At 42.4% G+C, this 17,343-nt stretch carries 13 protein-coding genes and 1 pseudogene; 11 read left to right on the forward strand and 3 right to left on the reverse strand.

What is annotated here, in order from left to right:
• The first annotated feature begins 45 nt into the window (after positions 1–45).
• The 5 genes and pseudogenes from REC12_RS23310 (at position 46) to REC12_RS23335 (ending at position 5,017) form a co-directional block, all read left to right on the forward strand.
• Positions 46–714 (forward strand): response regulator, encoded by a 669-nt coding sequence (locus tag REC12_RS23310; RefSeq protein ID WP_308898372.1) that lies wholly within the window; start codon positions 46–48, stop codon positions 712–714.
• A gap of 536 nt (positions 715–1,250) precedes the next feature.
• Positions 1,251–2,141 carry a hypothetical protein gene (locus tag REC12_RS23315; RefSeq protein ID WP_308898373.1) on the forward strand — a complete coding sequence of 297 codons (891 nt, stop codon included), beginning with the start codon at positions 1,251–1,253 and terminating at the stop codon, positions 2,139–2,141.
• A 20-nt stretch (positions 2,142–2,161) separates the two neighbouring features.
• The gene (locus REC12_RS23320) at positions 2,162–2,785 is read left to right on the forward strand and encodes a hypothetical protein (RefSeq protein ID WP_308898374.1); all 624 of its coding nucleotides are present in this window, start codon (positions 2,162–2,164) and stop codon (positions 2,783–2,785) included.
• A gap of 211 nt (positions 2,786–2,996) precedes the next feature.
• Positions 2,997–4,176 (forward strand): annotated as a pseudogene (locus tag REC12_RS26620) (IS1634 family transposase N-terminal domain-related protein); the annotation flags it as partial.
• 358 nt (positions 4,177–4,534) lie between these two features.
• Positions 4,535–5,017 carry a hypothetical protein gene (locus REC12_RS23335; RefSeq protein WP_308898381.1) on the forward strand — a complete coding sequence of 161 codons (483 nt, stop codon included), beginning with the start codon at positions 4,535–4,537 and terminating at the stop codon, positions 5,015–5,017.
• Positions 5,018–5,228: 211 nt separating this feature from the next.
• On the opposite strand, the gene REC12_RS23340 is transcribed toward REC12_RS23335, so the two are convergent.
• On the reverse strand, positions 5,229–7,460 hold the full coding sequence (locus REC12_RS23340) for a M56 family metallopeptidase (protein WP_308898383.1): 2,232 nt from the start codon (positions 7,458–7,460) through the stop codon (positions 5,229–5,231).
• Positions 7,461–7,462: 2 nt separating this feature from the next.
• Positions 7,463–7,822: a BlaI/MecI/CopY family transcriptional regulator gene (locus REC12_RS23345; RefSeq protein WP_308898384.1), complete on the reverse strand. Its 360-nt coding sequence runs from the start codon at positions 7,820–7,822 to the stop codon at positions 7,463–7,465.
• Positions 7,823–8,771: 949 nt separating this feature from the next.
• Between REC12_RS23345 and REC12_RS23350 the strand changes: the two genes are divergently transcribed.
• The gene (locus tag REC12_RS23350; RefSeq protein WP_308898386.1) at positions 8,772–9,404 is read left to right on the forward strand and encodes a nitroreductase family protein; all 633 of its coding nucleotides are present in this window, start codon (positions 8,772–8,774) and stop codon (positions 9,402–9,404) included.
• A gap of 381 nt (positions 9,405–9,785) precedes the next feature.
• Positions 9,786–10,550: a sulfite exporter TauE/SafE family protein gene (locus REC12_RS23355; protein WP_308898388.1), complete on the forward strand. Its 765-nt coding sequence runs from the start codon at positions 9,786–9,788 to the stop codon at positions 10,548–10,550.
• Positions 10,551–10,941: 391 nt separating this feature from the next.
• Here the strand turns inward: REC12_RS23355 and REC12_RS23360 are convergent, their stop codons facing one another.
• On the reverse strand, positions 10,942–11,679 hold the full coding sequence (locus REC12_RS23360) for an N-acetylmannosamine-6-phosphate 2-epimerase (protein ID WP_308898390.1): 738 nt from the start codon (positions 11,677–11,679) through the stop codon (positions 10,942–10,944).
• Positions 11,680–11,954: 275 nt separating this feature from the next.
• On the opposite strand from REC12_RS23360, the gene REC12_RS23365 reads away from it, so the two are divergent.
• From REC12_RS23365 to REC12_RS23380, 4 genes are all read left to right on the forward strand, one after another.
• Positions 11,955–14,633 (forward strand): sigma-54-dependent transcriptional regulator, encoded by a 2,679-nt coding sequence (locus REC12_RS23365; protein WP_308898391.1) that lies wholly within the window; start codon positions 11,955–11,957, stop codon positions 14,631–14,633.
• A 204-nt stretch (positions 14,634–14,837) separates the two neighbouring features.
• A complete protein-coding gene (locus REC12_RS23370; RefSeq protein WP_308898393.1) occupies positions 14,838–15,158 on the forward strand; it encodes a PTS lactose/cellobiose transporter subunit IIA in 321 nt (106 codons plus the stop codon).
• A gap of 14 nt (positions 15,159–15,172) precedes the next feature.
• Positions 15,173–15,472: a PTS sugar transporter subunit IIB gene (locus REC12_RS23375; protein ID WP_308898395.1), complete on the forward strand. Its 300-nt coding sequence runs from the start codon at positions 15,173–15,175 to the stop codon at positions 15,470–15,472.
• Positions 15,473–15,714: 242 nt separating this feature from the next.
• Positions 15,715–17,262, forward strand: a complete 1,548-nt coding sequence (locus REC12_RS23380; RefSeq protein ID WP_308898396.1) for a sulfatase — start codon at positions 15,715–15,717, stop codon at positions 17,260–17,262.
• Positions 17,263–17,343: the final 81 nt, after the last annotated feature.

The raw sequence follows: 17,343 nt of genomic DNA on the forward strand, positions 1-17,343 counted from the left end.
AGGGCATGAAATAAAAAGTTCTCTGAAAAGCGAGGATCAATGGGAATGATAAATAAAACAGAATCAAAAAAAATAAAAGTCTTAGTCGTTGATGATCATACGCTTTTTTCAGAAGGAACAGTTTCTTTATTACGTGTTGAACCCAGTATTTTGGCGGTAGGTATTGTAAAAAACGGAATGGAATGTATGAGATTTATAAACAAAACAGAAGTTGATGTCGTGATGCTGGATATCAATCTTCCTGATATCTGTGGAGTTAATATCATAGAAAAAATGAAGATGGTTCAACCAGCAATGAAGATTCTTATGCTCACGGGACAAGATCCCAAAGGTTATGTTACAGAATCAATAAAAAAAGGTGCTAATGGTTTTTTGCTCAAAAATTGTTCAGTAGAGGATATGATTGATGCAATCTTTAAAGTTTTTAATAAGGGGGCATATTTTTCACAAGGTTTAGACTTATTGATTAATAATAATGGAGATAACAATTCTAAGAACCCTGAAGTACTTGAAAAAATATTGACCGTTAAAGAATTAGAAATATTAGAATTGATATCAAAAGGATTTCACAATAAAGAAATTGCAGAGCTTTTAGGTATCAAAGTGCGTACTGTGGAATTCCACGTTAGTAATATTCTTCCCAAATTAGGAGTACGCAAGCGGTTTGAGGCTGTTTTAAAATGGGCAGATGTTAGTAAAGAGAAAAAGTCTTAATATGCTTAGAGTATAGAAAGAAAATTAACTTAAGTGTTCACGCCATGAAGGACTTTACAATTGATAAGTCCTTCATGGCGTATTTATATCGTCGATGAATGCAATAATTTAGCGTAAAACACGGGGGCATTTTATTGGGAATCACGGGGGACAAAGTCATAAATTAGTGATAGTCTTTTATTAGTAAAAAAATTAAACGGTTTTATAAGTTAAGTCAATTTTAGTGCTATGTTGATTGTATTTATATGGCTACGGCCATTTAAATAAAGATGCCCTCAGATCATCAATACCGACAAAGTAACAAATGATCTGAAGGCGTTCGCCCCTACACAAAATAGTAGGTATTTTTATACTATACCTTCTGGGGATATTTGTGAAGGGAGAATTTTTGAAGGAGGGAAATTTATTCCGCTTTTTGATCCCATGAAAATATCTTTAGTAACAATTTAATAAAGATGGTTCAATTAAGCCTTGGGCCATAAGACTCGGCGATCGGCGAATGCCGAGAGTCTAATCGGTAATAGGAGGGAAATTAGATGAAGAGATTATTAAGTAAAATTTCTGTTTTCGTTATGTCACTTGGTCTGTTAGCTGCTCAAGTACCCATATTCCCTACTCCAACCTTAGCTAGCGCTGCACCAGTGTATACAGTATCTCGATATGTTACTAATCCTAGTAATGCTTATAATTGGGGTTATGCCGCAGGACAAGCAGCCACAAACAACAGTGGACCAGCCGACAGTCTTGTTATATTGGATTTCGGAGAACCCACGGCGACTGGGAGCTTATTGGTTAATGGTACTTCCCTTACCACCGCCCAGATTGTTACTTATACAGAAAATTTTCTTGGTGGGTTTTGGGCAGGTACACCTTCATGGCCGCATGTAACCGTGGCTATTGGTACTAATAATTGTGGTAGTAATGTTACCAATGCCACCGGGCAAGCCTGGGGAAATTCAGTGAATGCAGTTAACGCATATATTGCTAGCGCAGGTTTCACTTCTCAGGAAACTGCTATTGGTGCAAACGATATGGAAATTGATTGGAATACAGCTAGCACTACTAGAAACTGGGTTGACGGATATAATAGCACAGCAAACTATAGACTTTATGACTATGGTGACGATGCGGGAGGATTATATCCTGGTAATGGTTGGACAGCAAATGATGTTTGGTACGTGGCCTACGGTGCTCCAAAGAATTGGCCTGTGCCTGAGATTTATAATAGTAACTGCGCTACCTTGGATTGGGGTCCAATGAATCAATGGGCAGTTGCTAACAAAAGTGCTGCTATTAACTTTATGGGTACATTAACGGAGTATGCAGCGGATTCTAGCACATTCACCCCTTCTCAGGGATGGACAGCTTTATCTAACGCTACGGGTCAAGCTATGACCTATTCGACTGATATAACTTGGGCTAATTAAAAAGAAGGGGGTTTAACTAAATGAAGAAGTGGACAACAATTACTATTTTAACGGGATTTCTTATTGCTACAGCTGCGATTAGTGCGACTCAACTCTCTGCTAGTACAATACCTCTTGAAAGCAAGGTTAAAATGGAAGCGGGACTGTCTGCAAATGCAAATATTCCGGTTGATAAGTACCAAGCATTATTGAAAGAGCACCAAATAAAGGAGAATGCGTTAAATGAGATTGCCAAAAGACCTCCAGCATCCAAAACCTATGCGCCACCTGTAGATTTAGGAACTCCAGTGCAAGGACCTAAAGGTATATTATCGCACGACGATAGTAATCCTGGTATGCTTCATTCTTGGCAATTTACACTAGCTAATAGTTGGGTGGGTGATATAAATAATATTAGAACCGTAGTCTATGCTGGGGCTGAAGGGTCTGAAACAGGGAATCCAAAGCAAGGAGTCTTATGGGTTTTGGTTTTCCAACCGGATGGTAGCATTCTAAACCAAGACAGTCTTAAAAACTACAAGACTTCTGCATTAGATGGTAGTCTGAATATTGTATCGGTGAACGGTAATGTATTAACCTTAAAGGCAGCATTAGGAACCACTTATACCTTCGATATTGCCACTCGATCGTTGAAAAGCCAGTAAGAATATCGAAAAATTGGCGGTATCCTTTAAGGGAAGTCGCCAATTTTTAACTTATATCCAAGTTTGTCGACATATTTTACTAAATCCTTATATACCAGGGCTTCCGAAGCTTCAACCCTGATCTGTAGTCCTGAATAAATGGCAAAATACGCTGCTAATTATATGAATTTACCGCATATGGTATTCTTATTGTGGTCCTAACATAATCGAATTGGAGAGCTACAATGTTTCTGAAAAAGTTACTATAAAGCAAGAAGGTAAAACCTACAATTACTTTAAAATCGTCGCTTCTTATAGGGATAAAGACGGGAAAAAACCCAAGCACCGCCTCATCCGGAATCTGGGCAGGATTCGGAACTGGTTTTAGCTAAAAGTTCCGATATTGTAGTCACAAGGATTTGGATGTTTTTCCCATTATTCTGTTGCATTCCCTCGGGAAACCTTTCAGTTACATCGATTTTTTCAAGACATGGTACTCAATCGTTGTATTAAGCCCCTTAGCAAAATCCACGTCGTGGAATGGATGCAGAGTACTGTGCTACCCCCTATAGTTGAGGCTCCCCGGATACCGGATGATTATGCTGTATACCAGAAATTGGATTTCCTTAATCAACAGGAAACCGATTTGTAAACCCATCTCTATACTCAACTTACGCGTTTTGACCCCAGTGTTGGGGAAGGATTTTTCTATGACATTACGTCTACCTATATGGAAGGAAGCCAATGCGTGATTGCTAAACTAGGGTATTCCCACGACCACAGACCCGATCGAGAACAAATCGTCATTGCACTCATGGTTACCCCGCAGGGTCCACCATTTTATTGGAGACGGATCTCAAAGACCATATCTTGGATTGCCGAACAAAACGCCAAATTGGCTCTTTCTAAGAAATCCCGCCAAAAGGAAGCTGTAGAGCGAAAGGTGCAAAAAATAATTTCCAAAAGAAAACTCAAGTCATTGATGAAGGTATCTGTTACGCCTATTGAGGTTAAAGTGCTTAAAAAAGACGGCTAGATACGTTTAGCCCATTCTTATCAGTTATCTGCGATGATTGATGAGAATGGGGAAACGGAAATGAGACGATTGGATGGTATAACTTTCTTCATTACTAACGATACGACGATTCCACAAACTCAAATCATTCAAAGATACCGAGAAAAGAACAAAATAGAAGAAGCGTTTCGGGAAATGAAATCCCAATTGGCTCTAAGGCCGATTTATTTTAACTCGTACTGAGCGAGTCAAGGCTCATGTAAGCGTTTGTATCTTGGCCTATCTATTAGTAAATATGATGGAGATGATGATTAAGAGGGCTGGACATTCAATATCCCCCATAGATGTTTTGAAGCAAATGCAAAGTTGCCAGTTAAATCAAGTAGGTATTAAAGGCTAACCCGGTTATTCACTGACCAATTATCGATATATGCCTCAAAGCCTTGCTACGACAGGTACTGGAAAATTTTACGCCAAAGTTGGGTTATATATGGTTCCACTTCATAAACCCCAAAATTGTTTGATTTCCAGCCATTCTTGCCAATTCTATTTATTATTATGAAAATTTAACTTTACGAATTTTGATTATAGAATTCAATTCGAAAAAGGTGAATTACTTTTTGCCATCGAATGATTTAAATATGCCAATAAAGGAATTAAAGGAACAAGTTCGTATTAAATTTATGAGACAGACAATTAGTTATATGAAATGGCAAATGTCGGTACTACTCAAAATTGCTCTACGGAGGTTCAATATGAAGAAAGTATTGTTATTTTACATTCTAGTGCTTGTACTGGTGTTTTCATCAACAGCTTGTTCAAAGACAATAACATCTAAATCAGATAGTATACCAAAGCAATACGAAAATGCGGATAAATCATCCCAAATATTTGCTCCGCAAGATGTGTCAATTAAGATAGGTGGGATGCCTGTTCAAAAAACTATCAAATCAGGGCAAGCTATTTCGGTTCCGTATGGTAATGGAATAATCCCAATATTCATAGAAGTAAAGGGAACCTCTCTATCCAAACAGAAACTAATGAAAGTATTGGTTGAGCCATCCAGTTGGCATTTTGAATCGAAGAATTGGCCAACTGAATATACTTATTTTTTTGATATAAGGTTAGATGAGTCGGCTCCGTTAGCTGGTAAAGTTACATTATCAGAAATACGTGGAGAAAATAATCAAATCATAGTAGATCAACCGGTAACATTTACAATAACTTTGGTAAAATAAAACCTGGTGGGGTCTTCTGGTTTTTGTAGTTTTCTTTATTTTGTTAAGTCTGCTGACATCGAGTATATGGAAACCATCCTGGATCAAGATTGAAATTTCCAATTGCTTCGTCGCGCTTGTCGCTTCAGATTTTGCTTACCTTTCTTTGTTAGACGCAAAAAAGGGCGGCAAAACATTTAGCTGTTTGCTTCCCTACGAGCTTATAAAAAATTTATTTATTTGTCGATTCAAGCGTTTGTAAAAGTAAATAAGACCTGGGCATATGCTTTTTCATATAGTCGTCGCCGTTTTTATTGCGCAGATTTTCCGCATTGCTTTTGAAAGCATCGTACCATTTCTGCCCGGTATCGGCAAGAAGCTGAATGTCTTCATCTCCGAGAATACTACGGCAGGCAGCCGCCATAATCTGACCGTTCAAATCGGTCTGCCCACCCTGCTCGAAAAGACTGAAACAATACTGAAGCGTGTGTTGGCCGTAGTAGAGGAGTTCTCTGTACTCGATTGGGTGCGCCTCTATATAAGCACCCGGATTCGATGCCTGGGCAGGGGACGAGGCTATTGTTTCCAAAAGCTTTTTAATAACCGCATTGGCGTCAACTTTCCCGTTTGCAATCGCCTGTTCATAGCAGGCCTGTTCCTGAGCCATGATATATTTCTGCGTGTCAAGCGCGTCCTTGTAAATGTCGGCGGGAAACTTCTCTTTGATGGAGGGAGCATAGTAGCTTCCATCCTTCGGTATCCAGTATTCGATAAGCGTATACTGTCCGGCCGTATTCTTTGCAAAAGTAATGGCCACCGGCATATGGCTGCCGCCAGTATTGGATAATCCGCCGCCAGAATATTCATACTCTTGATAGAGTGCCATTGTATAAACGGTGGTCATATTCCCATTTTCCACAGTCTTCAAAGTTACATGGGATTCCGCCGCGAAATCGCTTTTGGGGTACAAATTGGCGTTCTCACTTAAAATCGCGTTTCCGACGCAGGCGTCAAGAACAGTATGGTCTGCACTTGCCGAACTGACCACAGCAGATATGTTGCTCTGTACAGGTTGTATTGCCTGCGCATAGAGAAGTTTTTCAAACTCTTCCCGGTTTCTGGTAAATAAGCGCACGTCCTGTCCATATTGCGTATCAGACCAGTCTCTCGTGTAAACAAGTTCCAGTGGGCTGCTATCGTCACTGCCGTCGGACAGCTTGAAATTGATTGTTTCAACATTGCCAATTAGTGAAAGCATAACAGCCGCGTTGTTCTTAAATTGCTGCTGCCTTGAAGTATCTGAATAATATGCTTTGAGCGAGGGGCCGGCGTTGAGCTTTATTGTAACTGCATAGGGTTCCGCGTCTGTTTTCAATTCAAAGGAATCACGGCTGACGTTTTCAGGAAATTCCAAAAGCGATATAATCCCGCCAACCTTTGAGTTGTTACCCACATAATCGGTTTTGTATTGTAAAAATTGCTCAGCAAGGCTCTGCCCGGTTTTTGTTTCTTTAGGATTTACCGCTAGAACTACAGTTGCGGAGATAACTGCCACCACAGCAACTGCAATGACCCAAAAGGCCGGACGTTTGTAATTAAGCACATTCCTTACCCGCATTTTGATGCCCGTCTCCCCGAAAGCCAGTGGGCTGCCTGGCAAAAATTTATGAACTTTGGCAAGCGTGAGGAGTGAAGAGGAATAGTCCGCCTTTATATTTTCTCCCATTTCCCGGATGACCGCTTCGTCGCAGCGCATCTCCATATCACGGCTCACCAAATGGAAGGACAGCCAAGCAAACGGGTTAAACCAGTGGATACACACAGCGAGAAACCATAGCGGCTTTACAAGATAATCGCGCCGCTTGATGTGCGTTTCTTCATGGCGGATGATGTAACCCCGCTCACCAAATCCAAGAGCAAGGGGCAGGATTATTCTCGGTCTGAAAAAACCACAGACAAAGGGCGAGCTGATCCGGTCGGTCTGATAGATATTGTTATGTATGAGTGTGGCTGCGTAAATTTTGCGCTTGAGAAGCAGATACAACACTAGACTGTAAGCGAGTAGAATGATAACACCAAGCACCCAAATTGTTGCCAGCACGAACAGAATGATCTGCATAGGATTTACGCTTGCTGTTGGCGTCGCGGCGGGGAGTACATCGTTAATCGCACTAGTGACGCCCGGGACAATCACGTTCACCTGCGGCTGAACCATAGTGCCGATATCTGTCGGAATATGCTTCATCGCGGTGTTGGAACCAAGAAGACCAAAAATGCTGACGGCGCTCTTTAATGAAACAGGGCAAAGAAGCCGGAATAGTACCACAAACCAAAGTCCATAGGATACCGCTCCAGACGCTTTTCTAAGTGGCAGCCGCAAAAGCATAACGGCGGCGATGACAACGGAAGCCGTAATGCTCATATTAAGCACAGAGCAAAACAGGCCCTCGATAAACGCTTCCATATTTACCCCCCTTTATATCGGTCGATTAGGCTCTTGATTTCCTCGGCTTCCTTTTCAGTGAGCTTTTCGCCCACGAGGAAAGCCGCAATAAACTTCGGCAGTGAACCACCGAAGCTCTTTTCCATCACGGCGCGGCTCTCGTATTGCTGTACTTGCTCCCGCTTAACGAGTGCGGTGACGACGGAGCCTTCGTTTTGAAGAATTCCACGGGTGCAGAGCTTCTTCAGTACAGTATAGGTAGTGCTGCGCTTCCAACCAAGCTCGCGTTCACAAAGCCGTGTAAGATCACCCGACTGAATCGGCTCATTTTCCCAAACGATGCAGGCAAAGCGAAACTCAGCATCGTACAATTTTAAGTCCATATCTATAATGTCCTCCTGTCTATTACGATAGACTCTAGTGCAAGTCTATCGTAATAGACAGGAGCTGTCAATACTCTAAAGCAATGAGGGCAATAGCTATATGCTTAAATTCCCGCCTGTCCCAAGCCGCAATAAAACCGTGAGTTACACCAACGGATATATCGCATCTTTTTTGACCATTCAAGGCACGTTGAGACAGTTAATGATTTAGAAAACAGGAGAGGCTAGGAATTGCCAGATCGTTTTTTTATGGACGGTCTGGCTTTTTTGTTTATTCAGGGGAGAATGATAATTTTTTGCGTAAGATTTTTAGAAGGAATTTCTGGGAAAATGTTGAATGCTTGAAGAGAATTATTTCTTTTGCTGATCTCTCTGCTATCCAGTGCTGAGACTTAAATACCGACGTCCCGCGCCTGAGTTATCAAGCGGGCAGTATTGACATCGGTAGCCTGATGGCTGTAGATTATAAAATACATCCAGATCACTATGCCGTCTTCGCTGGAAACAACCCGTCCACTTCTTATTTTGCTCAGCAGGTAGAAAACCAAAAGGTCTTTTTCGGTGACACTGGCAGGCTGGCCCAGAATTGCACGGCCCCAGAGCCGGGTGATTCAGTATTTTATGGTACATCTCACGTAACTATGGTTCTGGCAGTATACCCTGACCATACCTATGATGAAGGTACTAAGCTTTATTAAATGGGCGTGTGATAAAGCAGATTGGATTGATCCATTGATAGAAAAGGAAGACGAGATATTAGGGGGAAGAGAGTACTTATTTGACTTATTGGAATGGGAGGATTGAACAGTTTATGGCAGTAGGGTTATATGTTTGGCATGGTAATCATCATTTGGCACATATTAAAATTATAGAAAAGGCATAAGTATTCTAGCCGGCAGAGTGTTGGGAACGGTATGGTACAGAATGTATATTTAAAGGAGGCTAATTCATGATTACTCTAGACCAAGCAATTTTAAACCGTCGTTCTATTCGTCAATTTTCGAATGAAATTCCTTCTAAAGATCTAATTGAATCAGTGATTGATGCTGGAAGACTTGCCCCTTTCGCTGCAGCAAGTAGCTCAAACAAATATGTAAGAAAGTTCATCGTTGTATCTCGAAGTAATCCGGTGCTTATGGAATTAGCAGAGATTGTTAAAAAGCATGCACAGAAGGCCTTTGAAGAATTATCCAAGCAAATAGAAGTAGTTCCTGAGTTAGGAGTAAAAGCTAAGACTTTTTTGGGAAGGTTAGAAATGACTATGAAGAAAGGGCCGTTAGGAATTGGCTCGGCTCCATATTATATAGTTGTTGCTGAGCCTAAAGGGATACCCGATGCTCAAATGCAGTCTATTGCTCATTGCATGCAAAACATGTGGCTTAAGGCTACAGATCTTGGATTAGGATTCCAACTCGTGTCAATTACCGGACAGATGGGTGACAACCCAGATTTCTGTAAACTTATTAATTTACCCGATGGTGCATATAAAATTGATGGTTGTGCGATAGGTTATCCTGCATCTGAACATCCACCGAAACCGGAATATCCGAGTATTTCTGAAATTACAACTTGGTACCTATAATGTATTAGAAAGTATTAAACACCGGAATCATGTAAACATTCCGGTGTTTAATAATACCCCCCTCGCCACGCCGTGACCAGCTAACCTCAAGAAAAAATAGCCGCCTCGCATAAAGGGTAGCCTGCAGTCATGTGAGTTATGGAAATATCAGGTACAAGAATATTCCACCAACCATCAACTACATGGGAAGAAGCGAAATAAAATAGATAGCGTGAGTTTATTGAAATGTTGAAACGGCAAGCGTGCAACTGTAAAATATCTAAAATTTAGATACAACAAAAACTATATAAATTTGGACTGCCGTCGTCTACAATAACTGCATTACCCATGATATAATATCGATTAACCTGTACTAGGCTCTGGAAAGGATCACTGAAAGAAATGCTTAATTTCTCAAACTACATTATAATCGCTCTAGCCTCTCTGGCAGCCGGCGCAGTAAATTCTATTGCCGGCGGTGGCACCCTGATTACATTTCCGGTGCTTACGGCCCTGGGTATACCGGCCGTCTCGGCCAATATCACCAACACCGTGGCTTTATGTCCCGGTTATCTGGGAGGAAGCCTTTCGCAGGGTAAGGATCTGCAGAACCAAAAAAAACGTCTATGGCTGTACATCCCGGCGTCAATAGTTGGCGGTTTACTGGGAGGCATTCTCCTGCGTATCACCCCGGAAGGTCTTTTCCGTGAGTTGGTCCCCTATTTGATTCTACTTGCCACAGCATTGCTAGTCTTTCAGCCTATAGTCCGGTCCTACTTGACAAAACGAACCGAGACCGTCGGAGCTCAACCGAGATCAGATTTATGGGGAGTTGTCCCGGTGGGAATTGCAGCTATTTACGGCGGCTACTTCGGTGCCGGGTTAAGTATTATTGTGCTTGCTGTGTTAGGTATTACCGTTGATGACTCGCTGACCCAACTCAATGCATTGAAGCAGACCATTGCTTTAGGTACTAATTTAACCGCGGGGCTCTTTTTCGTGTTTTCTGGAAAGGTAGTGTGGTCGGTCGCGCTGGTGATGGCTATTGGGGCGTTGCTTGGCGGCGCGCTCGGCGGAAAATTGGCCGGTCATGTGAAGCCGGCTGTTTTGCGCTGGATGGTAGTGGTTATAGGCTTGATAGTGGCAACGCTTTATTTTATCCGCTAGCCAGAGGATGGGTAATAGATGACGTTGAACCCTGATTTTTACGTATCGGTAAACCGGCCACGCTTCATTCGGAGGCCACTGAAAAAAGAAAAGGTACAGCTACTCAAGAAAAGTGAGAGCCGTACCTTTTTTTCTGTATCTAAGAACTTTTTCAATGGCCTCATGTCAGTTCCCAGTCTCTTTTTGTTTCATTAACTCAACCAGTCCGTCTCATCTTATGTCCAAGCCAGTCTTGAGGTTACAGCCTTAACATTCCTTTACCAAGAAGAGCCGCTTAAAGCTGTCCCAAAATCGACAGCGCTGTCGATTTTGGGACAACCTTAAGCGGCTCTCACACTCCCGGGCTGGAACGGTTTGTTACGAACTGCAGTGGGTTCCGGCGCGACGGCGCTTATTTTTCTGCCCAATAAAATAAGCTTCTTTTATCTTTATAGCCATGGATTGCATCATAAAATTTTTGAGTAGTTATGTGGGGCCGGGTAATGGCATTTCCTACAACGACACTATGTGCTCCATGATATAGGGCGATAACGGCATCCTCAGGTGTGTTTATATGACTTTCCATGATCACCTTAACCTTACCTCTGCATAAATCAACTAATCGGCAAAGAAGCTCAAAATTTGGTTTTGCAGAAGATTTGTAAGTAGGATCAAATCGGCTTAGGGTTGGCGCTATCATATCCGTCCCTTTTTCTATGGCAATTAGGGCGTCTTCAGCATTCCGTATATCTGCCAGAATAGGTGTATGGGGGAATTCACGTTTTATTTCAGGAATAATATCGTATGCCAAACGATTGTCCTCTACAAGCCTATTTGTAGCATCTACAGCTATAATATCCGCTCCCGCTTCAATACATGACCGAACATAGTTCATACCCGGTGTAATAAACACTTCACTTTTATCACTAAAGACTTTCCATAGCCCAATAACAGGTAGATTACATTCTCTTTTTATCTTTTTTATGTCTTGCGGTGTATCTAATCTTAATCCGGCAGCCCCTCCCCATACTGCGGCTTTGGCCATTAATAAAGTAATATCTTCACAATAGTGAGGATCACTTTTTTTGGCCTGGCAGGATACAATGAGACCCTTTTCAAGTTCCTTGATTATTTTTTCTTTCCTGTCCATTTGCATAATCTCCTTAAAGGGTGAAGTGTTTTAAACTATAAGCAAATGCAATAATTATGCCAAAACACATTGAGAGGGAATCTAGGTATCCAACCTCTCTGTTTTGGCAATTAACATTGCAATTTGGAGTTAACAGGAGTTATAACTATTGACGGAAGGAATAACGAATACAATAGCGAACTATCTTTATGACTCAGGCCGTTTTCTTGTTGTCTCTATGATAACTATATAAAATGTTAAAGATAACGTTCCGGATAATAAGGGAGAATTAAGCAATGAAGAGAATAGATGCTGTTTATAAAAAGCTCAAGGAACTTGATCAGGGAAAGGGGGCAACTGCCGGCGAAATAGCTGACGCGCTTGAACTTAGCAGAGCTAATGTCAGCAACGATTTGAATTTACTCTTTCAGGAGGGAAAGGTTCGTAAAGAAGGAACAAAACCAATATATTTTCGAATCGTGCCGGATGGTGGACCGGAAAGCGAAGAAAGAACATTGGATTCTTTTGCGGAAAAAAACCCCAGCCTTTTTGCCGTTATTGAACAAGCTAAGGCCGCCGTTCTTTATCCTCCGAAAGGAATGCCCATAATGATCCTGGGTGAAACCGGCACCGGTAAATCGATGCTTGCCGGTTTAATCCACCAGTATGCGGTAGAGATGGGCAAAATGACAGGCGAGGCACCTTTCGTGCTTTTTAATTGCGCCGATTATGCCAACAATCCCCAACTCCTGATCAGTCAGCTTTTTGGCACCATGAAGGGCGCCTATACAGGGGCAGATGCTGATAAAGCGGGACTGATTGAAAAAGCGGACGGCGGGGTGCTTTTTCTCGATGAAGTTCATAGGCTTCCCCCGGAAGGACAGGAAATGTTTTTTGCTTTTATGGACCGGGGGATCTTCAGGAGACTGGGAGAAACAGACATTGACAGGACGGCTCAGGTGCTGATTGTTTCGGCTACGACCGAAAATCCTGATTCGGCTCTGCTGCGGACCTTTACACGGCGGATTCCCATGATTCTTCGCTTACCCAGCCTTGACGAACGAACGATTGAAGAACGATTTAATCTCGTCAGTGAGTTCATGAGAGAGGAATCCTCCAGGCTCGGAAAGCAAATTATGGTATCGGTCAACTCCATGCGGGCCTTTTTAAGCTATCGCTGCCCTAATAATATCGGGCAGTTAAAAACAGATATTCAACTGGCCTGTGCTAAGGCCTATGCGGATTTTGTCTCCCGCAAAAAAGAAGAAATCAAAGTCAGCAGCATGGATCTGCAGCCTTACATCCGGGAAGGGCTCTACAAAGAAACGGAACACCGTCAGTTGTACAACAAGTTCATTGGCTTTGACAAAAGGTATTGTATCTTCGCTAAAGGTGAAAAAAACATGCTTTTGAAAGAAGGGGAGAACGAAGGAAGCATTTACGACATGATTGACCTCAGAGTGCATGAGCTGAGGAGCAAAGGCCTCAGTGCCGAAGAACTGGAGTCCCGGATGGAGAAAGATATTGCGGATTACTATAGAAAATACTTGTACAAAGTTGATCAATCAGGTTATTTGCCAAGCATTGAGAATATCGTAGGTTCGGAAATTATTCGGGTTGTCGAAGAAATTATTAAGTTTAGCGAGGAAAGACTGGGCAGAGCCATCAGTAAAAAGGTTTATTATGCGATGGCCGTGCACATTCCCAATTCCCTTGAAAGGCTGAGAAAGAACAGAAAAATAGTCAATCCACAGTTAAACAAAATCAGGGTCGAATACAGTGAGGAGTTCCTTGTTGCTGTTGACTGCCTGAAAATAATTGACCGGGTCTTCGACGTTTCGATGCCTATTGATGAGGCGGGTTTTTTGACCATGTTTCTCGTGTATAATGATCAAAAAATAGCGGAAGAAAAAAAGGAAGTCAAAATAATTGTTATAGCTCACGGAACTTCGACGGCTTCTTCCCTCGCCGAGACGGCCAATCGTCTGCTTGGGGTTCAGTATACGGTAGGTATTAATGCCCTACTTGAGGAAAAACCACAGCAGGTCATCGTTAAGCTGAAAACGTTCCTTAAAGAAGAAAAGATAAAATCGGATCTTTTATTTTTGGTAGACATGGGATCGCTGATTAATTTTGGGGAAGAAATTGAACAAGAATTTGGCATTAATACGAAAACGATTCCTTTAGTCAGTACTCTTCATGTGATTGTGGCTACAAGAAAAGCGATGTTAGGGTATTCCCTTGATGAGGTGTATCAGGAAACCTTAGCGGTGAACACCTATCTGGGTGACGATTCCCCAAATGTCAATCTGCTTGAGGAGCAGACAGATAAACTTGCCATCGTCACCTGCTGTACTACCGGAAAAGGCAGCGCTCTTGTCCTGAAAAATATTCTCGAGAGCAAACTTAAGTTGGACCGGAATATCGTGGAGATTATACCGGTCAACTTGGTTGGCAAAGAGGATGTTCAGGAAAGGCTTAAAACGATCGGGAAAACACATAGAATAATGTGTATTATTAGCCCCTTGGGAGTTGAAACGAAAATCCCCCAATTTGATTTTAATGACGTGTTGAATTTACAGGCCATAGCAACAATTCAAGAGCTGGTGGAGATTGAAGTCACCTATTATAAAATCGGGGAGGCCTTGGAAAACCAGCTTGCCAATATTAAGGCCAGGACCGCTTTAAAGGACATTAAAGGATTGATTCATTCGATTGAAGACGGGTTAAAGGTTAAAGTCGATACGAAAGTATTAATTGGGGTAGCTCTTCATATCGGCTGTATGCTGGATAAACTGCTGTCCGGGGGAACTATTGTGCCCTTTGAGAGTAAAGAGCAGTATATGGCCCAATATCCTCAACTTTATACTCGAGTCCAAAAAGCGTGTGCTGCTTTGGCTGACAAATATAGAGTGAGCATTACGGAAGATGAAATTTGTTATATCATGATGTTTTTCCTGCCTTATATTGAGTGAATCGATACCCTGAATACGGGATTCGGAAAAGAAGACAACCAGCTAATCCCAGGCTGGTTGTCTTCTTTTTGGTTACCTTCGGAATTTTCACGCCTGGGATTGTTTAACATAACTGAAGGCAAGACCATGTGTTTTGGCACGTTTCTTGCAATGCATTATAGAGCGAAACACTTCAATTCATTGATTACAGAAGGGGATTTACGAATGGATTATGAAGAAATCATTATGCAGATCATCGTAAATAGCGGGAACGCCAGAAGCCATGCCATGAACGCTATCGGCTTAGCCAAGTCGAAGAATATGCAAGAGGCAGAGAATGAATTGGCGAAGGCCGTTGATGATTTGAATCTGGCGCATGAAACGCAAACGAGGTTGATTCAGGATGAGGCGGCAGGGAGAAGCAAGCAAGTTACGCTTCTGATGGTTCATGCCCAGGATCATCTCATGAACGCCATCACAGTGAAAGATCTGGCTCAGGAATTTATCGACCTGTACGAAAAGCTTTTCACAATGAAAATGGGATAAAAAGGAGAATAGCCATGAAAAAAATCACCTTGGTCTGTGCCGGAGGTATGTCGACCAGTTTAATGGTTAACAAAATGAAAGCTGCAGCCGCCAAACTGGAAGAGGACGTTGAAATTCGGGCTACAGCGGAAAGCAAGTTCAAAGACTACGAAAATGATACGGATATTCTGCTTCTCGGTCCTCAAGTGGGATTTATGCTCAAGAAGCTAAAAGATACCTATGAACCCAAAGGAATCGTTGTCGATGTTATTGACAGTGTCGATTACGGCCTGATGAACGGAGAAAAAGTTTTGCAAAAGGTATTGACTCTGTGATAAAAGATTGAGGCTTAATTTTAGGGTAAACCATCATGACAGTTGCGGATTCCAGAGAGGAACTTAAGTCCTCAGGCAAAAAATCCTAAGAAAGGAAGGAGAGAATGGTCTACAACCTGGTTTGGAAAAGGATCAATTATAAAGGGATTGCTCAAAAATCATGGACCATAAGTTCAAGGTCCCCCTAGAAATCAGGCCCTGAGCTTCCAGAGAATCTTTAACAAACATACGAGGTGGAAAAAATGAATGTAGTCTTTGTTGTTTCTGATACGTTCCGTCGTGATAACCTTGCGTGCTATGGCCCCTCACAAGTTAAAACTCCAAATCTTGATAAGTTAGCTGACAAATCCTATGTTTTTGACAATGCTTATTTGGGCTCTTTTCCCACATTGCCTAACCGGCTGGACATCATGAGCGGACGATTCAGCTGTGTTGATCACCAATGGTGCGCTCTACCTAAAGATACGATTACCCTGCAGCAAATCCTCAGCGCTTCGGGTGTCGTGACACAAATGATCTCTGATAATGCTCACTTAGTTGAGGACGGGTACAACTATGAGCGCGGTTTTGACGGTTGGGAATGGATTCGCGGTCAGGAATCGGATCATTGGAAGGTCACGCCGCGTGATATTGAATTGCCTGCGCACCCGGATAAATTAAACAGAGCTAATTTTACCGTAAAAAACTATTTGCGCAACACATCCTGGTGGAAGTCTGAGGAAGACCGTTTTGTCGCACGGACGGTTACGGAAGCATGTAATTGGCTGGAAAACGAAGGTCAGGATCTGGAAAAGTTTTTCTTGTATGTTGATATCTTTGATCCTCACGAACCGTGGGACGCCCCGGAGGAATACCTCAAAATGTATGAATCAGACTATTCCGGCGATAATGTCTTTTACCCCTATAGCGATGTGTGGCAGGAATTTCTCAGTGAAGACGAGCTAAAGCATATACAAGCGCTCTATAAGGCCTCAGTGACAATGGTTGATCATTGGGTTGGGGTATTAAGAGCTAAGATAGAGAAATTGGGCTTGGAAGAAGATACTGTCTTTATCTTCACCAGTGACCATGGCTTCCTCTTCGGTGAACATGGATTTTTAGGGAAAACGTATAATCCTCACCCGGATAAAGGCCACTACGAAGCATTCCGGATGCTTAGTGAAATCCGGCGGATTCCTTTGCTGATTCATATGCCCGGTCAAAAAACGGGTCAGCATCTTGAAGCACTGGTTCAATCCCCCGATTTAATGCCGACCATCCTGGAACTGAGTGGTCTTGTGGTTACAGAGTCCTTCAGCGGTAAGTCGAATATCCAGGCACTGCAATGTGGTGTTTTCTATACGAATGATTGGAAGTTCAACCCGGAAGCGATCCACGGGAAATCATTAATGCCGCTCATACGGGGGGAAGCTCAATCAGTTCGCGAGATCGCCGTTTGTTCAAATACACTCATTCATCACACACCCGTGGTGGCAAAGTGCTCAATTATTACAGAGGATGGCTGGTGCCTCCACTATGCAGGCTATTATCCGGAAGAATTAAAAGACAGCGTTATCCTTAATCGGAGATTGATTGCCCCTAAGGCCAAAAAAATACCCATTGAGCCCGCACTCTTTTATCTTCCCGACGATCCTAATGAGGAACATGATCTGATTCAAAGTAATAAGGAACTGGCTGAGGAAATACACCGACGCTATGTTCAGTGGCTTGAAGAAATAGGTACTCCTGAAGAGCATCTTGCCGGAAGACGTAAATTTATGATCAGAAGGGGGGACCGGGAACTGAGTTAGCTTCTAAGAGGGAAGCACTGCATAATTGCCTGAGATAAATAAATCCTCCTTTGCTTTAAGCTGAGAATTGGTTTTGCCGGT

Origin of the sequence: Candidatus Desulfosporosinus nitrosoreducens, from assembly GCF_030954495.1 — a bacterium.
Lineage (GTDB): Bacteria > Bacillota > Desulfitobacteriia > Desulfitobacteriales > Desulfitobacteriaceae > Desulfosporosinus > Desulfosporosinus nitrosoreducens.

Excerpts from the sequence above, each read along its gene's own strand:
- REC12_RS23310 (WP_308898372.1), top strand. The coding sequence starts at position 46 with ATGATAAATAAAACAGAATCAAAAAAAATAAAAGTCTTAGTCGTTGAT.
- REC12_RS23315 (WP_308898373.1), top strand. The coding sequence starts at position 1,251 with ATGAAGAGATTATTAAGTAAAATTTCTGTTTTCGTTATGTCACTTGGT.
- REC12_RS23320 (WP_308898374.1), top strand. The coding sequence starts at position 2,162 with ATGAAGAAGTGGACAACAATTACTATTTTAACGGGATTTCTTATTGCT.
- REC12_RS23335 (WP_308898381.1), top strand. The coding sequence starts at position 4,535 with ATGAAGAAAGTATTGTTATTTTACATTCTAGTGCTTGTACTGGTGTTT.
- REC12_RS23340 (WP_308898383.1), bottom strand. The coding sequence starts at position 7,460 with ATGGAAGCGTTTATCGAGGGCCTGTTTTGCTCTGTGCTTAATATGAGC.
- REC12_RS23345 (WP_308898384.1), bottom strand. The coding sequence starts at position 7,822 with ATGGACTTAAAATTGTACGATGCTGAGTTTCGCTTTGCCTGCATCGTT.
- REC12_RS23350 (WP_308898386.1), top strand. The coding sequence starts at position 8,772 with ATGATTACTCTAGACCAAGCAATTTTAAACCGTCGTTCTATTCGTCAA.
- REC12_RS23355 (WP_308898388.1), top strand. The coding sequence starts at position 9,786 with ATGCTTAATTTCTCAAACTACATTATAATCGCTCTAGCCTCTCTGGCA.
- REC12_RS23360 (WP_308898390.1), bottom strand. The coding sequence starts at position 11,679 with ATGGACAGGAAAGAAAAAATAATCAAGGAACTTGAAAAGGGTCTCATT.
- REC12_RS23365 (WP_308898391.1), top strand. The coding sequence starts at position 11,955 with ATGAAGAGAATAGATGCTGTTTATAAAAAGCTCAAGGAACTTGATCAG.
- REC12_RS23370 (WP_308898393.1), top strand. The coding sequence starts at position 14,838 with ATGGATTATGAAGAAATCATTATGCAGATCATCGTAAATAGCGGGAAC.
- REC12_RS23375 (WP_308898395.1), top strand. The coding sequence starts at position 15,173 with ATGAAAAAAATCACCTTGGTCTGTGCCGGAGGTATGTCGACCAGTTTA.
- REC12_RS23380 (WP_308898396.1), top strand. The coding sequence starts at position 15,715 with ATGAATGTAGTCTTTGTTGTTTCTGATACGTTCCGTCGTGATAACCTT.